Origin of the sequence: Streptococcus suis, assembly GCF_024509555.1 — a bacterium.
Taxonomy (GTDB): Bacteria; Bacillota; Bacilli; order Lactobacillales; family Streptococcaceae; genus Streptococcus; species Streptococcus suis_AD.
The window spans coordinates 1-868 of record NZ_JAMWEL010000049.1 but is presented as its reverse complement, the minus strand read 5'-3'; the positions used below and the strand labels follow the sequence as shown (position 1 = coordinate 868).

The following is an 868-nucleotide window of genomic DNA, read 5'->3' as shown; positions in this document are numbered from 1 at the left end:
AGTATATTGAAAAGGCTCCAAAGTCCTATTGACTCTGGAACCTTTTTCTATTTACATGCTCTCTTAATTTTTTCCTTCCATGGCAAATAAGCCTCCAGCACCTCCTTTTTTGCGAGTGTCTCCTCATTAGGTAAGTGTTCTAGAAGATAGTTCATATATTTCTCTGCATCAAGTCCGTGTCGCTTAGCTGTTTCTAAAAGACTCAAAATGACAGCTGTTGACTTGGCTCCCTCAAAGCTTTGAGAGAATAGCCAATTTTTTCTGCCCATCACCAAGGTCTTCATAGCCCTCTCAGCCATATTGTTGGACAGGACTAGGTCACCGTCCGATAGAACGGTTCGGAAGGTGGTTTCGTATTTGAGGCTATACTCTATTGCAGTACCCAATTTGGAGCCTGGCAAGACAGCCTGTTCACGGCACCAATCAAAGAACTCGTCCATCAAGGGAGTCAACTCTGTCTGGCGTTTATGCAGTCGCTCCTCAGTAGACAAGTCTGTCCAATCATTCTCCAAGGCAAACAGGCGGTCGCAATAAGCTAATCCCTTAGCTCCTAAAGAAGTCTTGTCTGTCTTCTTAGGAGTCGCCTCAAAAAACTTTCTCCTAACATGAGCCCAACAACCAACTAGTTGAGCCTTGTCTAATTGGCGATAAGCACTCCACATGTCACAATGAACGTAGCCCGCATAATCCCCTAGAAATTCCTCCACAACCAAGCCACTCCGTCGTTTGTCATGATGATATAGGGTAATTCCATTTTTCTCCTGCTTCCCAGACAAGAAGGTCCAGTAGAAGGTCAACTGGCTATCATTTTCCAAGACCTTGTAGGAGGTTTCATCCGCATGAAGAATAGGCTGCTCCAACAATTTCT

The 868-nt window shown here is 44.6% G+C and carries 1 protein-coding gene; it reads right to left on the bottom strand.

What is annotated here, in order from left to right; genetic code table 11:
• Positions 1-47: 47 nt before the first annotated feature.
• On the bottom strand, positions 48-868 hold an 821-nt coding region (gene tnpC / locus NF418_RS10280; RefSeq protein WP_256779529.1), incomplete at its 5' end, for an IS66 family transposase.